This is a genomic window from Rhodopseudomonas julia, assembly GCF_030813515.1.
Classification (GTDB): Bacteria; Pseudomonadota; Alphaproteobacteria; order Rhizobiales; family Afifellaceae; genus Afifella; species Afifella julia.
Window position 1 is genome coordinate 1,272,985 of the sequence record NZ_JAUSUK010000001.1, and the last position, 16,285, is coordinate 1,289,269.

At 63.7% G+C, this 16,285-nt stretch carries 14 protein-coding genes; 5 read left to right on the plus strand and 9 right to left on the minus strand.

All coding sequences use genetic code 11. The annotated features are described in order from the left end of the window. Positions 1-5: 5 nt before the first annotated feature. The gene (locus J2R99_RS05895; protein ID WP_307153526.1) at positions 6-1,799 is read right to left on the minus strand and encodes a sensor histidine kinase; all 1,794 of its coding nucleotides are present in this window, start codon (positions 1,797-1,799) and stop codon (positions 6-8) included. A gap of 14 nt (positions 1,800-1,813) precedes the next feature. Further along, a complete protein-coding gene (locus J2R99_RS05900; protein ID WP_092811799.1) occupies positions 1,814-2,515 on the minus strand; it encodes a response regulator transcription factor in 702 nt (233 codons plus the stop codon). 292 nt (positions 2,516-2,807) lie between these two features. On the opposite strand from J2R99_RS05900, the gene J2R99_RS05905 reads away from it, so the two are divergent. Beyond that, positions 2,808-4,421 carry a phosphoenolpyruvate carboxykinase gene (locus tag J2R99_RS05905; protein WP_307154160.1) on the plus strand — a complete coding sequence of 538 codons (1,614 nt, stop codon included), beginning with the start codon at positions 2,808-2,810 and terminating at the stop codon, positions 4,419-4,421. 140 nt (positions 4,422-4,561) lie between these two features. Continuing rightward, a complete protein-coding gene (locus tag J2R99_RS05910) occupies positions 4,562-6,034 on the plus strand; it encodes a gamma-glutamyltransferase (RefSeq protein ID WP_307153527.1) in 1,473 nt (490 codons plus the stop codon). Positions 6,035-6,038: 4 nt separating this feature from the next. On the opposite strand, the gene trmB is transcribed toward J2R99_RS05910, so the two are convergent. The 6 genes from trmB to rph all read right to left on the minus strand — a co-directional run bounded on the left by trmB (position 6,039) and on the right by rph (position 12,832). After that, positions 6,039-6,650: a tRNA (guanine(46)-N(7))-methyltransferase TrmB gene (trmB, locus tag J2R99_RS05915; protein ID WP_307153528.1), complete on the minus strand. Its 612-nt coding sequence runs from the start codon at positions 6,648-6,650 to the stop codon at positions 6,039-6,041. Positions 6,651-6,738: 88 nt separating this feature from the next. Beyond that, positions 6,739-7,908, minus strand: a complete 1,170-nt coding sequence (gene metK / locus J2R99_RS05920) for a methionine adenosyltransferase (protein WP_307153529.1) — start codon at positions 7,906-7,908, stop codon at positions 6,739-6,741. Positions 7,909-8,061: 153 nt separating this feature from the next. Continuing rightward, entirely contained in the window at positions 8,062-10,218 is a 2,157-nt protein-coding gene (locus tag J2R99_RS05925) for a transglycosylase domain-containing protein (protein WP_307153530.1), read from the minus strand. Between the two features lie 86 nt (positions 10,219-10,304). Beyond that, on the minus strand, positions 10,305-11,462 hold the full coding sequence (gene hemW / locus J2R99_RS05930) for a radical SAM family heme chaperone HemW (RefSeq protein WP_307153531.1): 1,158 nt from the start codon (positions 11,460-11,462) through the stop codon (positions 10,305-10,307). Between the two features lie 6 nt (positions 11,463-11,468). Continuing rightward, positions 11,469-12,119, minus strand: a complete 651-nt coding sequence (rdgB, locus tag J2R99_RS05935; protein ID WP_370872273.1) for an RdgB/HAM1 family non-canonical purine NTP pyrophosphatase — start codon at positions 12,117-12,119, stop codon at positions 11,469-11,471. Continuing rightward, the gene (gene rph, locus J2R99_RS05940) at positions 12,119-12,832 is read right to left on the minus strand and encodes a ribonuclease PH (protein WP_307153533.1); all 714 of its coding nucleotides are present in this window, start codon (positions 12,830-12,832) and stop codon (positions 12,119-12,121) included. Before rph ends, rdgB begins: the two co-directional genes overlap by 1 nt. 131 nt (positions 12,833-12,963) lie before the next feature. On the opposite strand from rph, the gene hrcA reads away from it, so the two are divergent. The 3 genes from hrcA to pyrE all read left to right on the plus strand — a co-directional run bounded on the left by hrcA (position 12,964) and on the right by pyrE (position 15,580). Then, positions 12,964-14,025, plus strand: coding sequence for a heat-inducible transcriptional repressor HrcA (gene hrcA / locus J2R99_RS05945; RefSeq protein WP_307153534.1), 1,062 nt, complete (start codon positions 12,964-12,966; stop codon positions 14,023-14,025). A gap of 107 nt (positions 14,026-14,132) precedes the next feature. Then, positions 14,133-14,807 carry a nucleotide exchange factor GrpE gene (gene grpE / locus J2R99_RS05950; RefSeq protein ID WP_307153535.1) on the plus strand — a complete coding sequence of 225 codons (675 nt, stop codon included), beginning with the start codon at positions 14,133-14,135 and terminating at the stop codon, positions 14,805-14,807. Positions 14,808-15,016: 209 nt separating this feature from the next. Next, entirely contained in the window at positions 15,017-15,580 is a 564-nt protein-coding gene (gene pyrE, locus J2R99_RS05955) for an orotate phosphoribosyltransferase (RefSeq protein WP_307153536.1), read from the plus strand. An 18-nt stretch (positions 15,581-15,598) separates the two neighbouring features. On the opposite strand, the gene J2R99_RS05960 is transcribed toward pyrE, so the two are convergent. After that, a complete protein-coding gene (locus tag J2R99_RS05960) occupies positions 15,599-16,210 on the minus strand; it encodes an alpha-ketoglutarate-dependent dioxygenase AlkB (RefSeq protein WP_307153537.1) in 612 nt (203 codons plus the stop codon). Positions 16,211-16,285: the final 75 nt, after the last annotated feature.

Genomic DNA, 16,285 nt, shown 5'->3' on the forward strand with positions numbered 1-16,285 from the left:
GTCCCTCAATCGGCGGCGGGCAGGACGACCGTAAAGCGCGCTCCGGCCACAGACCCGTCCTGGTTGCGCCTGTTTTCCGCAGTGATGGTGCCGCGGTGCGCCACCACGATCTGCCGCGAAATCGCAAGGCCGAGACCGGAATTGTTGCCGAAAGCCTCCTTCTCGGGACGGTCGGTATAAAAACGCTCGAAAATGCGCTCGAAATTGTCTTCCGGGATGCCGCGGCCGTCATCATCGACCACAACCACGATACGTCCGGGCAGGCGTTCGGCAACGACGCGCACCACGCCATCATCGGGAGAGAAGGAAAGCGCGTTGTCGATCAGATTGTTGAACACCTGGCCGAGGCGGCTGTCATGGCCGAGGACGTAGAAGGCGTCCTTGCCGAATTTGCCGGCCTTCAGGCTCAAGGTGAGTTGGCTCGGATCGGTCGTGCGCACCTCGCGCGCGACACTCACCACGGCCTCAAGGAGGCGGGCAATGTCCACCGGCTCCGTATCCTCGCGCGCCAATTCGGCGTCGAGCCGGGAGGCGTCGGAGATGTCGCTGATCAGCCGATCGAGACGGCGAACGTCGTGCTTGATGACATCGAGAAGCCGTTCCCGGTTCTCCTCGCTGCGGGCGATCGGCAAGGTCTCCACCGCACTTCTGAGCGAGGTCAGCGGGTTCTTCAGCTCATGCGCAACGTCGGCGGCGAAGCGTTCGATCGCATCCATGCGGCTGTAGAGCGCATTGGTCATATCACGCAGCGAACGCGCCAGATGGCCGATCTCGTCCTTGCGCTCGCCGAAATCGGGGATCTGCATGCGCGAACGCACACCGCGACCGACCCTTTCCGCGGCCTGAGACAGGCGGCTGATGGGGCCTGCGATCGTGCTGGCCAGCAGGATCGACAAAAGGACGGTCGAGCTCGCAGCGACCAGGAAGACGCGGAAAATGCCCATGCGCTCGGCATGCACGATCGCGTCGATGTCGCCCGATTCCGTCGACAACAGCAGGGCGCCGAGAACCGCACGGAAGCGCTGGACGGGCACAGCGACGGACACGATCAGTCCGCCATCTTCGCCGACACGGACCACGGAGCCCGCCTGGCCCGAGAGCGCATTGACCACTTCGGGATAGGCCCGTCCGTCGCCGGCACCGACCTCGTGATATTTCGGCAGATCGCCCCGCCGCAGCCAGAGACGGAATTTGTCCCAGGATTTGTCCCACCAGGAGCGGGTCTCTTCCGGCGCGGGCAGATCGAAGCGCAGGATCTGACCGCGCGTATAAAGGCCTTTGGAATCGACGATCAGATTGCCTTCCTGATCGTAAAGGCGGCCGCGAATGCGCGTCGGCGTCATCAGCCGCTTCAACAAGGGCGCAACACGCTCAGGATTGATCGGAAAATCAGCCGATGTCTCGCCGACATCGAAGGGGGAGACGCTTTCGCCCGCCTGCAATTCCAGGAGCTTGTCAGGGTCGATGGTGATCGCGTCGGTTTCGACGGTCGCCTGCGCGGCGATCGCCGCTGCAATGATCTCACCCTGCGTTCTCAGGCTCTCGACGCGCGCATCGATCAAGCCGGCGCGAAACTGGTTGAGGTAAAGGACGGCAAGGACGAGCGCGATGAGCCCAGCGAGATTGAGAGTGACGATGCGCCGGCTGACGCTCGAAAAACTCGCCTGGGCCAGAATCGACAGACCACGGGCGAACGGCAGGACCAGGAGCCGCCGCCAGCGTCGGCGCCTGGCCGCTTCACTGTGCCGCGGCGTCTCCTCACGCCCGTGCGTCTTGCCTGGATGCGTCTCAGCCACCATGGGCTAAAGCGCTCTCATGTCTCGCGGAAGCGATATCCGACACCGTAGAGGGTCTCGATCATATTGAACTCGTCATCGACGGCCTTGAACTTCTTGCGAAGCCGCTTGATGTGGCTGTCGATGGTGCGGTCATCCACATAGACCTGATCGTCATAGGCCGCATCCATCAGCGCGTTGCGGCTTTTGACCACGCCCGGGCGCTGAGCCAGCGCAAAGAGAATCAGAAACTCCGTGACGGTCAGGGTCACATTCTCGTTATTCCAGGTGCAGGTGTGGCGCTCCTGATCCATGACAAGGGCGCCGCGCTCCAATGTCTTCGAACTGTCGCCGGTGCGCGCGGGGCCCATTTCCTTAGGCTGAGCGCGGCGCAGGACGGCGCGTACTCGTTCGACCAGAAGGCGCTGTGAGAACGGCTTCTTGATGAAATCGTCAGCCCCCATTTTGAGGCCGAAAAGCTCGTCGATCTCTTCGTCCTTCGAGGTCAAGAAGATCACGGGAAGGTCGGTCTTCTGCCGCAGCTTGCGCAGGAGCTCCATGCCGTCCATGCGCGGCATCTTGATATCGAGGATGGCGAGGTCTGGTGGGGCCTGCGTCAGCCCGTCCAGCGCGGAGGCGCCGTCGTTGAAGGTGGTGACGCGATAGCCTTCCGATTCCAGCGTCATCGCCACGGAAGTCAGGATGTTGCGATCGTCATCCACGAGTGCGATGGTCGCCATGGGTGATGCTCCTACGGGTGGTTTGCGGCGGCAAAGACTGCGCCTGCGCCGCTCTTGTGACAGAATGCGAACGAATTGTGGCAGGTTGCACAAAAAATGCCGTTGCGGAACATGAGAAATCTGTAAGGTTCCATAACTTAAAAGATGCCTGCCATCGCAGAGGCACAACTGCGAATTAGGGATCAGAGTTGCAAATGTCGCTCTTGCGACTGCGCATATCACCCGTCTATGCAGAAACAGGAGTGGCCGGCTCCGGGGGGATGTCCGGCCCAAAGACATATAGGAGTGAATGGTGGAGGAGAGTGGCAAGCGCAACCCCGCATGCGGGGTCGAAGCTGTTGGGCTTGATAGGGTCAAAAGGGTTTTCTGGAATCTTCCGCAGGCGGAGCTTGCCGAGCACGCCATCCGGCGAGGCGAGGCCCGCTTTTCTTCAGACGGTGCCGTTGTCGCCACGACGGGCAAGCACACCGGTCGGTCGCCGAAGGACAAGTTCATCGTCCGCGACGAGAAGACGGAAAACACCATCTGGTGGGGTGGCAACGGCGCCATGGAGCCGGACGCCTTCGAGCGTCTGCGCGAGGATTTTCTCGCCCATGCCGACGGCATGACGCTTTATGCACAGGACATGTGCGGCGGCGCCGATCCGGTTCATCGCCTCAATGTGCGTGTCTATACCGAGCTCGCCTGGCATTCGCTGTTCATTCATAACCTCCTGCGCGTACCCGACGCAGAGGCCCGCGCCTCCTTCCTGCCGGAGTTTACGGTCATCGATCTGCCGAGCTTCAAGGCGGATCCCGAGCGGCATGGCTGCCGCACCGAAACCGTGATCGCCGTCAACTTCTCGAAGAAGCTCATCCTCATCGGCGGGTCCGCCTATGCCGGCGAGATCAAGAAGTCGGTCTTCACGCTTCTCAACTATCTCCTGCCGGAGAAGGGCGTGATGCCGATGCATTGCTCGGCCAACGAAGCCGACAATGGCGACGTCGCCATCTTCTTCGGCCTGTCGGGCACCGGCAAGACGACGTTGTCGGCCGATCCTGAGCGCACGCTCATCGGCGACGACGAGCATGGCTGGAGCGAAAACGGCGTCTTCAATTTCGAAGGCGGCTGCTATGCGAAGACGATCCGGCTTTCCGCTGAGCAGGAGCCGGAAATCTACGCGGCCTCGACGCGCTTCGGCACAGTTCTGGAAAACGTCGTCCTCGACGAAGATACGCGCAAGCCGGACTTCGACGACGGATCGCTGACGGAAAACACGCGCTCCGCCTATCCGCTCGACTATATCGCCAATGCGAGCGAGACGGGCATGGGTGGTCAGCCCAACCATATCGTCATGCTGACCTGCGACGCGTTCGGCGTTCTGCCGCCGATCTCCAAGCTCACGGCCGAGCAGGCGATGGTACATTTCCTGTCCGGCTATACCGCCAAGGTGGCAGGCACCGAACGCGGTGTGACCGAACCGGAAGCGACCTTCTCGACCTGCTTCGGCGCACCGTTCATGCCGCGCCTTCCCGCCGTCTATGGCGATCTGCTGCGCGAGCACATCAACAAGCACGCCGTCACCTGCTGGCTGGTCAACACCGGCTGGAGTGGCGGCCCCTACGGCGTCGGCAAGCGCATGCCGCTGAAGCTGACGCGGCGGCTGCTGGAAGCCGCGCTTGAAGGCACGCTCGAGAAAGCGCCGATGGAAAGGGAGCCGGTCTTCGGCCTTGAGATCCCGACCGAGCTCGAGGGCGTCGATGGCAAGGTTCTGCATCCACGCGAAACCTGGAGCGACAAGGCGGCCTACGACCGTCAGGCCGAGAAGCTCCTGGAAATGTTCTCTGAGAACTTCAAGCAATTCGCCGACGACGTCGATGCAGAGGTTCTGGCCGCCGCGCCGCGTCTGAAGGATGCCGCCGAATAGGCGACGCGGTCATCTTTGTTGTCACGGCCGGCGTATCGCAACGGTGCGCCGGCCGTTTTGTATCTGGCCTCGGGACCCGTCCAATGCATATCGGGTGTCGGTTCATCGTTTTGGTCTCATCTGCGGCTTAGCGAGGCTTCATGGGCAAAGAGCAGGCAAAGGGGGCTGTCGCCTGCGGCCATCCTGAGACGGCGGCCGCTGCGGTCGCTATCCTCTGTGAAGGCGGCAATGCGGTCGATGCCTGCATCGGGGCGCTCCTCACCGCCTGCGTCACCGAACCGATCCTTGCCGCGCCGGGCGGGGGCGGTTTTCTCATGGCCTATGACGGCGCACGGCCGCATCTCTTCGACTTCTTCTGCGATGCGCCGCTCGCCCTGCCGCCTGACGGGGATATCGAGTTCTTCGAGATCCACGCCGATTTCGGCGAGACCACGCAGTCCTTCCATATCGGCGCCGGCGCAGCCGCAACGCCCGGTTTTCTCGCCGGGATCACGGCCGCCTCGCAAAAGCTCGGCCGCCTGCCGCTCAGCGATCTCGTCGAGCCTGCTCTCGCGGCTGCCCGCAAAGGTGTGACGATCACGCCGCTGCAGGCACGCATGTTCGAGATCGTCGAGCCGATCATCACCGCGGATGCGCAGGTGCACCGCCTCTTCGCGCCCTCGGGGCGGCTTCTGAGAGCCGGAGAAGTCTTCCGCAACGAGGCACTTGCAGAGGCCTTCCAGGAAGTGGGTGCTGGACGTCTTGCCACGCTCGAAGCGGCCATGATCGAGCAATGCACCGCCCATGGCGGCCTCCTGGAAGAGGCGGATTTTCGCCGCTATCAGGTGCAGGAGCGCAATCCGCTCGCCCTCATCCTCGGCGACACCACGCTCTTCCTCAATCCGCCTCCAGCCCTCGGAGGCACGCTCTCGGCGATCGCGCTTCAGGCGCTCGTCCGGCTGAAGCGAAGTGACGGACCCGCCAGGCTGACAGCTCTCAAAGACATGGAGAAAGCCCGTCTTTCCGGCAATTTCGACGTGCTCCTTGCGATCCGGGACGACGATGATAGGCCAAGCCGCGTCGTCAGCCGCGGCACCACGCATGTGAGCGTCGTCGACAGTGCCGGTATGGCAGCCGCCGCCACCGTCTCCAATGGCGAGGGCAACGGCCGCATGGTGCCCGGAATGGGCTTCATGCTCAACAACATGCTGGGCGAGGAAGATTTGAACCCGAAGGGCTTCCACGCCTGCGAGGCGGGCATGCGCCTCTCCTCCATGATGGCACCGACGCTGGCGCTCAGCGAGGATGGCCCGATCACGGCGCTCGGTACGGGCGGTTCCTCGCGTATCCGCACAGCGATCTTCAACGTCGCTGCAAACCTGCTTCTTGAGAACGCGGATGCGGACACAGCCGTATCGGCGCCGCGTCTGCATTTCGAGAACGGTCGGCTCGACGTGGAAGCGGCCGGCGAGCGGCCCGACCTCAAGGCTCTGAGAGATATCGAGCCGGAGCTCAAGGCCTGGCGCGAGCGCTCGCTCTATTTCGGCGGCGTGCATGTCGCTGAAAGCGACGGAAAAGGTGGCTTCTCAGGCGCCGGCGATCCGCGTCGCGGCGGCGTCTTCACGTGCGCCTGAGGCCTTATCTCTTGCTGAAGCTCAGATAAGCAGGCCGGCGCCCTTCGCGCAGCGCCTTCGCCTCGTAGCGCGTGCCCGGCCAACCGGGATAAGGCTCGTGCCAATCCGCCACCGTCTCCGCCGGCCATACGAAGCCACCGTGGCGCAGAACCCGGATCATCGTCCAATCGACATAAGAGGGAATGTCGCTTGCAAAGCGGAAAACCCCGCCCGGGCGCAGCGCTCGATGAATGCGCGCAAGGTTTTCGGCATTGACGAAACGCCGCTTCCAATGCCGCCGCTTCGGCCAGGGATCGGGGTAGAGGAGATCGACGCGCAAAAGGCTTTTCGAGGGCAGCCAATCGAGGAGGTCCGCCGCGTCGCCATCATAGAGCCGGATGTTCGTCAGCTCTTCGCCTTCGATCGCGGCGACGGCCTTCGCCATGCCGTTCACGAAAGGCTCGACCCCGAAGAAGCCGCAGGAGGGCGCTTTGCGGGCTTCGTGGATCAGATGCTCGCCCCCGCCGAAGCCGATCTCCAGGCGCACGTCATCGACGCGAGCCGCAAAAAGCTCGGCCGGATCGTCAGAGAGCGGCTCACTCAGATCGAGAGCAAGCTGCGGTAGAAGGCGCTCCATGAGCGCCTCGCGATGAGCAGTGAGCCTCTTTCCCTTGCGGCGCCCGTGAAGCGAGCTTGCTGTCGGCCGGTCCGCGGCCGACACCTTCTCAGAGCGCGTCGCGGATGCTGTCGGCGAGATCGGTCTTTTCCCAAGAGAAGCCGCCATCGGCCTCCGGCGGCCGGCCGAAATGACCATAGGCAGCCGTGCGGGCATAGATGGGGCGGTTGAGCTGCAGGTGCTGGCGGATGCCGCGCGGCGACAAATCCATCACCTTGTTGATCGCACGTTCAATGTCGGACGCACGCACGTTCTTCGCCGTCTCATGCGTATCGACATAGATCGACAAGGGCTTGGCGACGCCGATCGCATAGGAGACCTGGATGGTGCAGCGTTCAGCGAGGTCGGCCGCGACGATGTTCTTGGCGAGATAACGCGCCGCATAAGCCGCCGAGCGATCGACCTTCGTCGGGTCCTTGCCCGAGAAGGCACCGCCGCCGTGAGGGGCCGCACCGCCATAAGTGTCGACGATGATCTTGCGGCCGGTCAGGCCGCAATCGCCATCGGGACCACCCACCTCGAACTTGCCGGTCGGGTTGACGTGCCAGATGGTCTCGTCGTTGATCCAGCCTTCCGGCAGCGCCTTATAGACGAAGGGCTCGACGATCTTGCGCACGTCCGCGGAGGTCAGGCCTTTGGCGTGCTGCGTCGAAACCACGATCGAATGCACGCCGACCGGCACACCGTTTTCGTAGCGCACCGTCACCTGCGATTTGGAATCCGGCATCAGCTCCGGCGCAGCGCCGGAATGGCGCGCTTGCGCCATCAGGTGCAGAATCTTGTGCGCATAAAGGATCGGCGCAGGCATGAGCTCCGGCGTCTCGCGGCAGGCAAAGCCGAACATGATCCCCTGGTCGCCGGCGCCTTCTTCCTTCGCCTCGCCCGCATCAACGCCCTGCGCGATGTCGGGAGATTGTTCATGAAGGAGCACATCGACCTGACAATTCTGCCAGTGGAACCCTTCCTGCTGATAGCCGATGTCGCGGATGGCCTCGCGAGCGCATTGCTCGACGACGGCTGCGTCGACCTCGGGAGAGCCGCGCACTTCACCGGCGATCAGAACACGGTTGGTCGTCGCCAGCGTCTCGCAGGCCACGCGGGCTTCGGGAAACTTAGCCAGATGGGCATCGACCACGCAGTCCGAAATGCGGTCGCACACCTTGTCGGGATGGCCCTCCGACACCGACTCGCTGGTAAACAAGAAATGTTCTCGGGGCACGCACACGCCTCCTTTAGATATGGGAGAGCTACCCGAAGGCTGATCCGCACGGGCAGGAAGGTCGTTCGGTGGGTCTTGCCCGGCAGGGGCGTCGCCGTCAAGGTCGCTTTGCATGTGCGAAGCGCGCCTGTTGTCGCGATGACATAAATCCTTCTAATTGCCGAAGATACGGCCGAAGAATCCGCCAATGCCTCCCTGGCCGCCATTGCCGCGCTGGGGCCGTGCAGGGCCGGTGTGCGTGCGGTCGCTGTCGCGGTTGAGGATCCAGTCGCGATATTGGGCATCGCCGCCGGATCCCGCAGCCGAGGGCTGGCCCATCCCAGGATTTTGCGCGATCGCAGGGCTGTAGAGCCCCTCGCCCGGCAGGGCCGCCACCGCAACGCCGCGATGCGCCGCCTTCATGAAATCCGCCCAGATCATCGAGGGCACATTCCCGCCCGAGGCCTTCTTGGTCGGCGAATTGTCGTCGTTGCCAACCCAGACGCCCGCCGTCAGATTGGCCGTGTAGCCGACGAACCAGGCGTCTCGCCAATCCTGGCTGGTGCCGGTTTTGCCACCGGCGGGCCAGCCGGGGATCTGCGCCTTTCTCCCGGTGCCGATCTCCAGCGTCGCCTTCATCATCTCGTTCATCATGGCGACGATGCGAAGATCGACGACGCGACCGAGACCCGGGCTGGACCGCTGGAAAAGGGTTTCGCCATCATCGGTGACGACCCGTTCGATCGCGTGCGGGAGGACGGCGAACCCGCCATTGGCAAGCGGCGCATAAGCACCCGTCAGCTCCAACAGGCTTACCTCCGACGTTCCGAGCGCGATGGTGGCATTGGCCTTGAGGTCGGAACTGATGCCCATGCGGTGGGCGGTCGCCACGACGTTTTTCGGCCCAACCTCCGCGGCAAGCTGTGCGGCCACCGTGTTCAGCGAGCGGGCGAGTGCCGTCTTGAGCGTCACCGGCCCCTCATATTTGTTGGAATAATTGTGCGGCTCCCAATTGCCGATCCGCACCGGCTGGTCGACGCGCACCGTCTCCGGTCTGAGCCCCTGTTCAAGCGCCGTCAGATAGACGAAGGGCTTGAAAGAGGAGCCGGGCTGGCGCTTGGCCTGGACCGCACGGTTGAACTGGCTCTTGTCGTAGGAACGCCCGCCGACCATGGCGCGGATCGCACCGGTGCCATCGAGCGCCACCAGCGCGCCCTGATGGACGCCATATTTCTCGCCGTTCGCCTTCAGGCCTTCGACGAGCGCCTTCTCCGCCTCGCGCTCCAGCGAAAGGTCGATGGTGGTGTAGACGGTAACGTCCTCATCGATCGCACCGACATAGGAAGGCAGCCGATCCATGACGAAATCGGCGACGTAGTTTTCCGCATGAACGCGGTGACGCGAGGCGATGCGCGGGGGATTTTCCTTGGCATACTTCGCCTGCGCAGCCGTGACATAGTCTTCGCGCACCATCGCATCGAGCACGAGACGGGCGCGCGCCTCGGCCGCATCGAAATTGCGATCGGGCTGATAATGCGACGGCGCCTTGACGAGACCCGCCAGCATCGCGGCCTCCGCCAGGTTGAGATCGCTTGAATCCTTGGCGAAGAAACGATGGGCCGCAGCGTCGACGCCATAGGCGCCCCCGCCGAAATAGACCCGGTTCAGATACATCTCCAGGATTTCGCCCTTGGAGTATTTGTGCTCCAGCCAGAGCGCCAGAAGCATCTCCTGAATCTTGCGCCGGATCGAGCGTTCCGGCGTCAGGAACATGTTTTTGGCAAGCTGCTGGGTGAGCGTCGAGCCACCCTGCACGACACCGCCGGAGACGAGATTGCGCACGACCGCGCGCGACAGACCAATCGGATCGACGCCGAAATGCTGCCGGAAGCGATGGTCCTCGATCGCGATCACCGCCTCGGGCACATAATCGGGGAGTTCGGCGAGCTTGACCGCCTGGCCACCGGTGTCGCCACGATTGCCGATCAGGGCCCCGTCGACAGCGAGGATGCGCACATTGGGCGGCCGCTCCGGCACCCGCCATTCCGACGTCGGCGGCATCTGGACGCCGTACCAGGCGATGATGCCGACGACGGCGATCAGGCCCCACACAGCCAGAACCGAGCCCCAATAGACCGTGCGCCGCAGAAATCCGCCGCCGGACCCGCGTGCCTTTTTTCTGCGGGGCGCGGACGAACGGCTCTTTGCGGTCTTTGCCTTCGGCTTGCGCTGCGACGCCCCGCCCGCCGGCCGGTCGCGCGCTTCCACGCGGATGCCGCCGCTCTCGCCGAGCCGCGGCTCGACGCGCTGCTTTGCCTTCCGCCCCGCCATCAGATGTCCTGCGCTGCCATAAGGGTCCGGTGTAACGCTAAAAGCGGCAATTTAAGGCCGGGTTAACCACCATCTTAAGGCTCTCATCACGCAGCAAGATCGGCAACGACGGCATCCAGGACCACGAGACCGGCAGGCGTCGCACGCAGTCGGCCGTCCGGTTCGAGCTGCATCATGCCGTGTTCCACGAGGTCTTGGATCCGGCTTTCCTGCAGCGGGCGGCCGGCAAGCGCCTGATAACGGGCAAGGTCAATGCCCTCGACGAGACGCAGGCCCATGACGAGGAGCTCGTCCGCCTCCTCCTCGAGGCTCAAAAGACGATCCTCGATGAGGCCGTGGCCCGCTTCTTCGACGCGGCGGCACCATGTCTCCGGATGCGCCTCCGTCACAGTCGCGAAACGCCCGCCCTCACCGCGGATGCGACCATGGGCACCCGGGCCGACACCGACCCATTCGCCATAGCGCCAGTAGGTGAGGTTGTGACGGCTTTCCGCCCCGGGCCGCGCATGGTTGGAGATTTCATACGCCGGCAGGCCGGCGGCGATCGCCATCTCCTGCGTCAGTTCGTAGAAATCGGCCGAGGCGTCGGGATCGGGCAAAGTGAGCTTGCCGGCCTGGTGGAGAGCCGCAAAGGGCGTGCCGGGTTCAATCGTCAGCTGATAAAGAGACAGATGATCGGCCGCAAAGCCGATGGCCTCGCCGAGCTCGCGCCGCCAATCCTCAAGGGACTGGTTCGACCGGGCATAGATGAGATCGAAGGACAGGCGCGGAAAGATCTCGCGGGCGAGTTCCACGGCCGCGAGTGCCTCGGCACGGTTGTGCAGGCGGCCGAGCGCCTTCAGCGAGGCATCGTCGAGCGCCTGCACGCCGAGGGAGACCCGGTTCACGCCCTCTTTGCGGTAGCCGCGGAAACGCTCCGCCTCGACGCTCGAGGGATTGGCTTCGAGCGTGATTTCGGCGTTCTCCGCGACCGTCCAGTTCGCGGCGACCGCATCGAGAAGCGCTGCCACGGTCGCAGGCTCCATCAAGGATGGCGTGCCGCCACCGAAGAAAATGCTCGTCACCCGCCGCCCGCGCGTACGTTCGGCAAAAAAACCAAGCTCGCGACGGAAGGCCGAAACGAAGGCCGCCTGGTCCACTTTCTGGTGCCGCACATGCGAATTGAAATCGCAATACGGGCATTTGGCCGCGCAGAAGGGCCAATGCAGATAGATGCCGAACTCCGTCTCCGTGGCCGGGACCATGCGGTGTCAGCCTTTGTCGAGGCCGAGGCAGGCGACCGCGAACGCTTCAAACGCACGCGCGCGATGCGAAAGAGGATCGCGTTCACCGGGCTTCCAGCCGTGTTTTTCTTCAGCGCTCATCTCGCCGAAGGTGCGCTCATGGCCCTCCGGCTGAAACATCGGATCGTAGCCGAAGCCATGTTCACCGCGCGGCGGCCATACCAGCGTGCCAGCGACTTTTCCTTCAAAGCTCTCCACCACGCCGTCAGGCAGGGCGAGCGCCAGGACGCAGACGAAGGCGCCGCGCCGTGCCTCGGGCGTCACCGCCCCCTGCATCTGGAGCTTTTCCTCGATGTTGCGCATCGCCTGGGCAAAGTCCTTGTCCGGCCCCGCCCAGCGGGCGGAATAGATGCCGGGATCGCCATTCAAAGCATCGACCGTGAGGCCGGAATCGTCGGCAAGCGCCGGCAAACCCGCGGCCTCGCAGGCGGTGCACGCTTTCAAAATCGCGTTTTCGGCGAAGGTCGAGCCGGTTTCCTCCGGCTCGATCAGACCGAGATCAGCCGCGGAATGAACCGTGAAGCCGAACGGGTCGAGCAGCTCTCGGATCTCCGCCACTTTGCCGGGATTGTGGCTCGCAACGACGAGGGGTCCGGGATCCAAGGCCATTTTCAGCATCACTCGACCGCCATCTTCTGGAGATCAACGAGACGGCCGATACCTTTGCGCGCCAGGCCCATAAGGGCCATCAGCTCTTCCTCGCTGAAAGGCTTGCCTTCCGCCGTCGCCTGCACTTCGACGAGATTGCCGCTGCCGGTGATGACGAAATTCGCATCGGTCTCCGCGTCGGAATCTTCGGCGTAATCGAGATCGAGCACCGGCTCTCCGCGATAGATGCCGCATGAGACCGCGGCCACATGATCGGTGAGGACCGGAGCCTTGACGATGTCGCGGGCGCGCATCCATTCAAGCGCGTCGTGCAGCGCCACCCAGGCGCCTGTGATCGCCGCGGTGCGGGTCCCGCCATCGGCCTGGATGACGTCGCAATCGACGGTGATTTGGCGCTCTCCGAGAGCCTTCAGATCGACGACCGCGCGCAATGAGCGGCCGATCAGGCGCTGGATCTCCATGGTGCGACCGCCCTGCTTGCCCTGGCTCGCCTCGCGGCGCATGCGATCGCCGGTCGAGCGCGGCAGCATGCCATATTCGGCCGTCACCCAGCCGCGGCCACCGCCGCGCAGCCAGGGCGGCACCTGCTCGGCGACACTTGCCAGACACATCACCTGCGTATCGCCGAAGCGTACGAGACACGATCCTTCCGCATATTTCGAAACCCGGCGCTCAAGCGAGACGGCGCGCATCTCCTCGGCGGCCCGTCGCGATGGGCGCATGAAATCCTCCTTCAAGAATGTTCGCCCTGTTACGCATTCCATCCGCCGACGGCAAGGCGAGTGCCTTGCGTGATGCCCTCGACGAAGCAATATGAGGCATCAAAGGTGCCCTCGGCACCGGGGAACATCCCATGATGAAATCGGAAATGCTGACAGCTTTGGACGACCGTTCGCGGGAGATCTTTCGACGCATCGTCGAAAGCTACCTCGAACGCGGCGAGCCCGTCGGCTCGCGCAACATCAGCCGCCTCCTGTCAACGGCCTTGTCGCCGGCTTCCGTGCGCAATGTCATGTCGGACCTGGAAGCCATGGGGCTGGTTTTCGCGCCGCATACGAGCGCGGGACGCATGCCCACGGAAATGGGCCTCAGGTTTTTCATCGATTCTTTCCTGGAGGTCGGCGGCCTCAGCGACGGCGAGCGGCAGGCGATCGAAAAGCAGGTGCGCACCGGCGACGGCGAGAAGAGCGTCGAATCGCTCCTGACGGAGGCGAGCCAGACCTTGTCGGGCCTGTCGGAAGGCGCCGGAGTGGTGGTTGCAGCCAAACAGGATCTGCGGCTCAAACACATCGAATTCGTGCGCATCGAACAAGATCGTGCACTCGTCGTGCTCGTTGCCGATGACGGCACGGTAGAAAACCGCGTCGTTAACGTGCCGCGTGGTCTGCCGACCTCAGCTCTGACGGAAGCGTCCAACTATCTCAACGCCCATATCCGCGGGCGGACACTGGCGGAAGCACGCGCCGAGCTCGAGCGCAAGCGCGAAGAGCGCCGACAGGCCATCGATGCCTTGTCGGAGACGATCATTTCGGAAGGGCTGGCCCAATGGTCGGGCCCGGCGCAGGAGCCCGCCACCCTCATCGTGCGCGGCCGATCCAAGCTTTTGACCGATCTTAGGGCGATCGAGGATCTTGAGCGCATCCGTATCCTCTTCGACGATCTGGAAACCAAGACGGACATCATCCAGCTCCTGAACCTGACCGAAGAAGGCGAAGGGGTGCGCATCTTCATCGGCTCGGAGAACAAGCTTTTCTCGCTTTCCGGCTCGTCGCTCGTCGTGGCGCCTTTTCGCGATAGCGGGGAGCGCGTCGTGGGCGTGCTCGGCGTGATCGGCCCGACGCGACTGAATTATGCCCGCGTCATTCCCGTCGTCGATTACACGGCGCAGCTGATGACACAGCTCATCCGCCGCTGAGAATGTGTGATTACACATAGGTTGCGGGCCGGCGGGTTGATTTTCCCCGTGCGAGCCCTGATATGCCGCTCGACTTGAGATCACCTACGAGAGATCGAAGCTTCGCGATGGATACCGAAAAGCGTAACACCGAAACCAACGAAGCGCCGAGACAGGACAACGAGCCGACGCTTGGCGCTGGCGCCGAATTTGCTATGGATGCGGCAGAGGCGGACGCCGCCGCGCAGGCCGCCGAGGACGCTGCCGCACAAGAGAGTGTGGAAGAGCTGATCGCCCGGCTGGAAGCGGAGAAGGCGGACCTCACGGACCGGCTTTTGCGGGCCGCCGCAGAGGCGGAAAACCTTCGCCGCCGTGCGGCCCGAGACGTCCAGGACGCGCGCCGCTATGCGATGACCAAATTCGCGACCGACATGCTGCAGATCGGCGACAATCTGCGCCGCGCGCTGGGTGCGGTCGACGAAAACGCCTGGGGCACGGAAGATCCGGAGCTGAAGGCGCTGCTCGAAGGCGTGCAGATGACGGCGCGTGAGCTCGACCGCATTCTGGAGCGCCACGAGGTCGTGATAATTCCGGCGATGGGCGAGCGGTTCGATCCGCATCGGCATCAGGCGATGTTCGAGGTCCCGGATCCGAGCGTGCCGGCCGGCACCATCGTTCAGGTTGCCCAGGAAGGCTATATGATCGGCGACCGCATCCTGCGTGCGGCCCTCGTCGGCGTTGCCAAAGGCGGTCCGACCCCGGACAAGGCCGCTAATCCGGCACCGAAGCCCGAGGCGCAATAAGCGCCCTGATCACCCGATTCGACCGACGCGCCTCCTCGCATGAGGGGGCGCTTTTTGCATGACGCCGTTTGTGTGAAGCCTGACGGCGCAGGCCAGGCTTAAGCGCGTCGCTTGCCGAAAGGCCTGCACAAATCCTTGCCCGGCACGCTGGAGGCTTGACCCGTCGCCGGCTTTGCTGGCTTTCCTGCCTTTCGGGAGACGGAAGCGACATGGACGATCAAGCAACACTTTTTTCCATCATCAAGGAACGCTCCTTCCGCCAGGGTGGCGAGTTCACGCTCGTCTCGGGGCGCAAGAGCACGATCTATTTCAACCTGAAACCGACGATGCTCGATCCGGAAGGCGCACGCCTCATCGGTGCGGCCGTCGCGGCAAAAGCACACGAATTGAAGCTCGCCTATGTCGGCGGGCTCGCCATGGGTGCCGTGCCGCTCGTCTCGGCGACTGCGGCGATGAGCGCAGTCGTCGGCACGCCGGTGAAGGCGATCTTCGTGCGCAAGGAAGCGAAGGGTCACGGCACGCAGAGCCAGATCGAGGGGCTGAAGGAAGGCGAAAGCCTTGCCGGCCAGTCTCTTCTCGTCGTCGAAGACGTCACCACCACCGGAGGATCGGCCATGCAGGCGATTTCGATCCTGCGCGAGGCCGGCGCCAAGGTGGAGCATGTTTTGACGCTCGTCGATCGCCAGGAAGGTGCGGAAGATACCTTCCGTGAGGCCAGCATCACGCTCCACGCCCTCTTCCGCAAAAGCGATTTCGGCAAGGATCTGGCATAGCCGCCCACGCGGGCACGCCTATTCGCCCTTCGTCACCCGCCGCAGCGTCAGATTGATCCGCCCGCCCTTCGGCAAGAGCGTCGAGGTGCCGGCGATGATCCGGTCGACACCGTGGAAGGCGAGACGTGCCTCGCCGCCCAGAACCAGCGCATCGCCAGATTTGAGGCGCAGCGAGCGGGTCGGATCCTTGCGGCTCTGTCCGCCGATGCGGAACACCGCCTCGTCGCCGAGCGACAGCGACACGACGGGTGCTGCGAAATCTTCCTCGTCGCGGTCCTGATGCAGGCCCATGCGCGTTCCGGACGCGTAGAAATTGATCAGGCAGGCTTCCGGCGGCTTCGAATAGCCGCCGAGTTCGCCCCATGCGGCCAGGAGAACCTGTGGGATCGGCGGCCATGGCCGTCCGGTCTCGGGATGTGTCGGCTGGTAGCGATAGCCGTCACGGTCGGACACCCAGCCGAGCGTCCCGCAATTCGTCATGCGCACCGAGAAAGGCTTGCCGGAGCGCGGCATGACGGGGGTGTAGAAAGGCGCCTCTTTGAGAAGCGCACGAAGATCTTCGACGAGCTGCTCCTGCGCGCGCCGCTCAAGGAAACCTGGCGCCAGCTTGAAGCCTTCAAGATTGTTCATACCGATCTTTCAGCTCAGACTTTCAGCGTTTTCAGACGCTTGCCTGCGAGCGTGGGGAGCTGCGGCAGCGGCTTC

Coding starts and splice junctions, on each gene's coding strand:
- J2R99_RS05895 (WP_307153526.1), bottom strand. CDS start 1,799: ATGGTGGCTGAGACGCATCCAGGCAAGACGCACGGGCGTGAGGAGACG.
- rdgB (WP_370872273.1), bottom strand. CDS start 12,119: ATGCTGAAAATGGCCTTGGATCCCGGACCCCTCGTCGTTGCGAGCCAC.
- J2R99_RS05900 (WP_092811799.1), bottom strand. CDS start 2,515: ATGGCGACCATCGCACTCGTGGATGACGATCGCAACATCCTGACTTCC.
- hrcA (WP_307153534.1), top strand. CDS start 12,964: ATGATGAAATCGGAAATGCTGACAGCTTTGGACGACCGTTCGCGGGAG.
- pyrE (WP_307153536.1), top strand. CDS start 15,017: ATGGACGATCAAGCAACACTTTTTTCCATCATCAAGGAACGCTCCTTC.
- hemW (WP_307153531.1), bottom strand. CDS start 11,462: ATGGTCCCGGCCACGGAGACGGAGTTCGGCATCTATCTGCATTGGCCC.
- rph (WP_307153533.1), bottom strand. CDS start 12,832: ATGCGCCCATCGCGACGGGCCGCCGAGGAGATGCGCGCCGTCTCGCTT.
- J2R99_RS05960 (WP_307153537.1), bottom strand. CDS start 16,210: ATGAACAATCTTGAAGGCTTCAAGCTGGCGCCAGGTTTCCTTGAGCGG.
- J2R99_RS05925 (WP_307153530.1), bottom strand. CDS start 10,218: ATGGCGGGGCGGAAGGCAAAGCAGCGCGTCGAGCCGCGGCTCGGCGAG.
- J2R99_RS05910 (WP_307153527.1), top strand. CDS start 4,562: ATGGGCAAAGAGCAGGCAAAGGGGGCTGTCGCCTGCGGCCATCCTGAG.
- grpE (WP_307153535.1), top strand. CDS start 14,133: ATGGATACCGAAAAGCGTAACACCGAAACCAACGAAGCGCCGAGACAG.
- trmB (WP_307153528.1), bottom strand. CDS start 6,650: ATGGAGCGCCTTCTACCGCAGCTTGCTCTCGATCTGAGTGAGCCGCTC.